The following is a 4,983-nucleotide window of genomic DNA, read 5'->3' on the forward strand; positions in this document are numbered from 1 at the left end:
GAGCGCAGATACCACGATCAGGATTGCCTGATTGCAGGTCGATCAGATCACGGGCAACCAGTTCTTTATCGGCATCATAAAATGCGTGCAGGCGTTCATCCAGGATCCCGGCGGGCAGACTATCGTCTTCCGGAAGCGGGAACCACTTCTCATTCGGATAATGAACGAAATCACCATCAGCGATTTGTTTGCCCAGATAGAAATCAGCGAAGAAATAGTTAGTTGACAGGCGCTCAAAATATTCACCCAAAGCAGAAGCCAGTGCGGCTTTCTTGCTGGCGCCTTTACCGTTGGTGAAGCACAGCGGGCAGTCGCGATCGCGAATGTGCACTGACCAGACGTGGGGAACCGGATTCAGCCACGAAGCTTCTTCGATATTAAAGCCGAGATCGGCGAGTTTTTGTTGGAAGCGGGAAATGGAGTCTTCCAGCGCCGCGTCTTTACCAGGAATAAAAGTTTGGGTCATTGAGTTCACTTTTGAGCGTGCTAAAAACGTGCAATGATACGGGGTTTTGCACATTAGCTCCATGTATTCGTGTTAAGAATGTAATCGCTGTGTGAAGTCAAAGGCTTGAGTTTGAACGCGCTGTTATACCGTGTGAAACTTGACGGCGCTTACACATATTATTCCGAAAAATCAGAGTTAAAAGGAGGAATGAACCTTGTGATCAACATCTCATCGCTGTTTATCAGGTCGTCATCAATAACCGTTGCAGATTGCTTGTCTCGGATGATAAAACCGTTAAATTAGTGACTACTATGTGACTGTCTCAGAGAAGTGGTGAGGGGAAATGACTCAGGTTTATAATTTTAGTGCAGGTCCGGCAATGATCCCGGCTGAAGTATTGCGTCGTGCGGAACAGGAACTTTGTAACTGGCACGGACTGGGTACATCGGTGATGGAAATCAGTCACCGTAGTAAGGAATTTATCCAGGTTGCTGAAGAATCCGAAAAGGATATCCGTGACCTGCTCAATATTCCCTCGAACTATAAAGTGCTGTTCTGCCATGGTGGCGCCCGTGCGCAATTTGCCGCTGTGCCAATGAACCTTTTGGGTGAAAAATCCTCCGCTGATTATATTGATGGTGGCTATTGGGCACACAGCGCAGTTAAAGAAGCCCAGAAATATTGCACGCCAAACGTGATTGATGTCACCACTACGATTGATGGTAAGCGTGGCATTCTGCCGATGAGCGAATGGAAACTGAGTGCAGATTCTGCCTACGTTCATTATTGCCCGAATGAAACTATCGATGGTATCGCTATTGATGWAATGCCTGATTTTGGCGACAAAATCGTGGTAGCAGATTATTCATCCTGCATTCTTTCCCGCCCGATTGACGTCAGCCGTTTTGGGGTGATTTATGCTGGCGCGCAGAAAAATATCGGTCCTGCGGGTCTGACCCTGGTTATCGTTCGTGATGATCTGCTGGGCAAAGCGCGCACTGAATTGCCTTCTATCCTCGATTATACCGTGCTGGCTGAGAACGACTCTATGTTCAATACCCCGCCGACCTTTGCATGGTATCTGTCAGGTATGGTATTCAAGTGGCTGAAAGAGCAGGGCGGTCTGCGCGAAATGGAAAAGCGCAATCGTGCAAAAGCCGAACTTTTGTATGGCGCAATCGATCGCACCGGCTTCTATCGTAACCCTGTGGTGGCGGCCAACCGTTCGTGGATGAACGTTCCTTTCCAGATGGCAGATGCCTCGCTGGATAAACTGTTCCTTGATCAGGCACAGGAAGCCGGTCTGCATGCACTAAAAGGCCACCGTGTGGCTGGCGGTATGCGCGCATCTATTTATAATGCAATGCCGATTGAAGGCGTAAAAGCCCTGACCGACTTTATGGCGGAGTTCGAAAAACGTCACGGTTAAGTGTGCTGGCTTTCAGGCTCGCAGAATGCTTCATTGAGAAGCCTTAAAAATGACCCCGGCGCAATGTCCGGGGTCATTTTATGAAAAGAAGAATTGGAGAAAGAGTGGAATCCCTGACATTACAACCCGTTGCGCTGGTTAACGGCAGCATCAATTTACCTGGCTCAAAAAGTGTTTCTAACCGCGCACTTTTACTGGCTGCTTTTGCACAGGGTACTACCCGCCTGACTAACCTGCTCGACAGCGATGATGTGCGTCATATGTTGACAGCACTCACTCAACTGGGTGTCACGCATCGTTTATCTGCATCCCGCACCGAGTGTGAAATCGATGGTCTGGGCGCGGCTTTTTCCAATGCTAAAGGTCTGGAACTGTTTCTTGGGAATGCCGGAACCGCAATGCGTCCGCTGGCGGCAGCATTATGCCTGGGCGAACAGGATGTTGTACTGACCGGAGAGCCGCGCATGAAAGAGCGCCCGATCGGGCATCTGGTTGATGCGCTTCGTCAGGGCGGTGCGCAGATTGATTATCTGGAGCAGGAAAACTATCCGCCTTTGCGCCTGCGTGGTGGATTTAGTGGCGGTGACGTCAGTGTTGATGGCAGTGTTTCCAGCCAGTTTCTGACAGCGTTATTGATGACAGCTCCGCTGGCAGATAACGATACAACCATTCAGATTAAAGGTGATCTGGTTTCCAAACCTTATATCGATATCACGCTGAACCTGATGAAAACCTTTGGTATTGAAGTGGAAAACCACAAGTACCAGAGATTTAGCATCAAAGGACGTCAGCATTATGTGTCTCCGGGGGCATATCTGGTCGAAGGTGATGCCTCTTCAGCATCCTATTTCCTGGCCGCTGCGGCGATCAAGGGCGGTACGGTTCGTGTGACCGGAATCGGCAAAAACAGCATGCAGGGTGATATTCGTTTTGCAGACGTGCTGGAAAAAATGGGTGCTACTATTCACTGGGCTGATGATTATATCGAATGTACCCGCGGTGAACTGAACGGCATTGACATGGACATGAACCATATTCCTGATGCAGCAATGACCATTGCTACCGCTGCCTTGTTTGCTGAAGGCCCGACAACGTTGCGTAATATTTACAACTGGCGTGTTAAAGAGACCGATCGCCTGACGGCGATGGCGACTGAGCTGCGTAAAGTCGGCGCAACAGTGGAAGAGGGCGAAGATTACATTCGTATTGATCCGCCTCAATCGCTGAAATTTGYCGAGATTGGCACCTATAATGATCACCGCATGGCGATGTGTTTCTCGCTGGTGGCGTTATCCGATACGCCGGTGACCATTCTTGATCCGAAGTGTACCGCAAAAACGTTCCCGGACTATTTTGACCGTCTGGCGGCAATCAGCACACTGGCATAGTTTTTCACTTGGTTGCCCGTGTATGAACGGACATCCCTGATGTCCGTTTTTTTGTTTTCAGGCTCAGAACCGTCCGCTTTTTAGCCAACTGAAAAATGTGGGGTAACAGTTGCAGTGAAGGCAGCGTATAATGCCGCTCCTGAATTAGTCCTGTGAGGCTAATGAAGCGGGCATACCCCACCGAAAGGAGACAAAAATGACGGCTTTAGTCCCGGTAATCACCGTTGATGGGCCAAGTGGTGCAGGTAAAGGTACGTTGTGTAAAGCGTTGGCCGAAGCCTTTAACTGGCATCTGTTGGATTCCGGCGCGATTTACCGCGTTTTGGCGCTGGCGGCTTTGCATCACCAGGTTGATATTGTCTCAGAAGAGGCGCTAGTTCCGCTTGCCGCACATCTCGACGTTCGTTTTGTGGCTCAGGATGGGCAGTTGCACGTTATTTTAGAAGGTGAGGATGTTACCCATGAAATCCGCACCGAAACGGTAGGCAATACTGCGTCTCAGGCGGCGGCATTTCCCCGCGTTCGTGAAGCATTATTGCGCCGGCAGCGCGCATTCCGTGATGCACCGGGCCTGATTGCCGATGGTCGTGACATGGGGACGGTGGTTTTCCCTGATGCACCGGTGAAGATATTTCTGGATGCCAGTTCGGAAGAACGTGCAAACAGAAGAATGCTACAGTTGCAGGAAAAAGGCTTTAGTGTTAACTTTGAACGGCTTTTAGCCGAGATCAAAGAGCGCGATGACCGTGATCGTAACAGGCCCGTCGCGCCTCTAGTGGCTGCTTCCGATGCGTTGTTGCTGGATTCAACCAGCATGTCCATCGACGAAGTCATCGAAAAAGCACTGGCTTATGCCACAGAAATTCTAGGATTGCCGCAAAAACAAACCCGGTAATCGAGCCTCACTCTGGTGCTGAAGAATATTCAGTGCCAGTTTTGGCTATAGTTTTTTTTAACCTCGCCGCAAGGATCTGTAGCGGGGCATTTGAAACAACCCCATCCAGCAGGAAGCCAGATGGACGTTAAACTTAAGAACCTAAAGATTATCAACATGACTGAATCTTTTGCTCAACTCTTTGAAGAATCCTTAAAAACAATCGAAACCCGTCCTGGTTCCATCGTTCGTGGTGTTGTTGTGTCTATCGACAAAGATATCGTACTGGTTGACGCCGGTCTGAAATCTGAGTCTGCAATCCCGGCAGAACAATTCAAAAACGCACAGGGCGAACTGGAAATCCAGGTTGGCGACGAAGTTGATGTTGCGCTGGACGCTGTTGAAGACGGCTTCGGTGAAACTCTGCTGTCCCGTGAAAAAGCTAAACGTCATGAAGCTTGGATCACGCTGGAAAAAGCTTACGAAGAATCTGCAACTGTTACCGGTGTTATCAACGGTAAAGTTAAAGGCGGTTTCACTGTTGAGCTGAACGGTATTCGTGCGTTCCTGCCAGGCTCACTGGTAGACGTTCGTCCTGTTCGCGACACGCTGCATCTCGAAGGCAAAGATCTTGAGTTCAAAGTCATCAAACTGGACCAGAAACGCAACAACGTTGTTGTTTCCCGTCGTGCAGTAATTGAGTCTGAGAACAGCGCAGAGCGCGATCAACTGCTGGAAAACCTGCAGGAAGGCATGGAAGTTAAAGGTATCGTTAAGAACCTCACTGACTACGGTGCATTCGTTGATCTGGGCGGTGTTGACGGCCTGCTGCACATCACTGACA

At 49.6% G+C, this 4,983-nt stretch carries 5 protein-coding genes; 4 read left to right on the forward strand and 1 reads right to left on the reverse strand.

Annotated features, from left to right (window positions below; genetic code table 11):
* A partial coding sequence (locus AC1DUO_RS23250) for a YcaO-like family protein (RefSeq protein WP_477988959.1) occupies window positions 1-466 on the reverse strand: 466 nt, incomplete at its 3' end.
* A 325-nt stretch (window positions 467-791) separates the two neighbouring features.
* On the opposite strand from AC1DUO_RS23250, the gene serC reads away from it, so the two are divergent.
* From serC to AC1DUO_RS23270, 4 genes are all read left to right on the forward strand, one after another.
* Window positions 792-1,877 carry a 3-phosphoserine/phosphohydroxythreonine transaminase gene (gene serC, locus AC1DUO_RS23255; RefSeq protein WP_477988961.1) on the forward strand — a complete coding sequence of 362 codons (1,086 nt, stop codon included), beginning with the start codon at window positions 792-794 and terminating at the stop codon, window positions 1,875-1,877.
* A gap of 104 nt (window positions 1,878-1,981) precedes the next feature.
* Window positions 1,982-3,265 carry a 3-phosphoshikimate 1-carboxyvinyltransferase gene (aroA, locus tag AC1DUO_RS23260; protein WP_477988963.1) on the forward strand — a complete coding sequence of 428 codons (1,284 nt, stop codon included), beginning with the start codon at window positions 1,982-1,984 and terminating at the stop codon, window positions 3,263-3,265.
* Window positions 3,266-3,461: 196 nt separating this feature from the next.
* Window positions 3,462-4,160: a (d)CMP kinase gene (gene cmk, locus AC1DUO_RS23265; protein WP_153375073.1), complete on the forward strand. Its 699-nt coding sequence runs from the start codon at window positions 3,462-3,464 to the stop codon at window positions 4,158-4,160.
* Between the two features lie 156 nt (window positions 4,161-4,316).
* The coding region (locus AC1DUO_RS23270) for a S1 RNA-binding domain-containing protein (protein WP_477988965.1) at window positions 4,317-4,983 on the forward strand (667 nt) is incomplete at its 3' end.

The sequence above is a fragment of the Rahnella sp. P4_A8 genome, assembly GCF_056402435.1.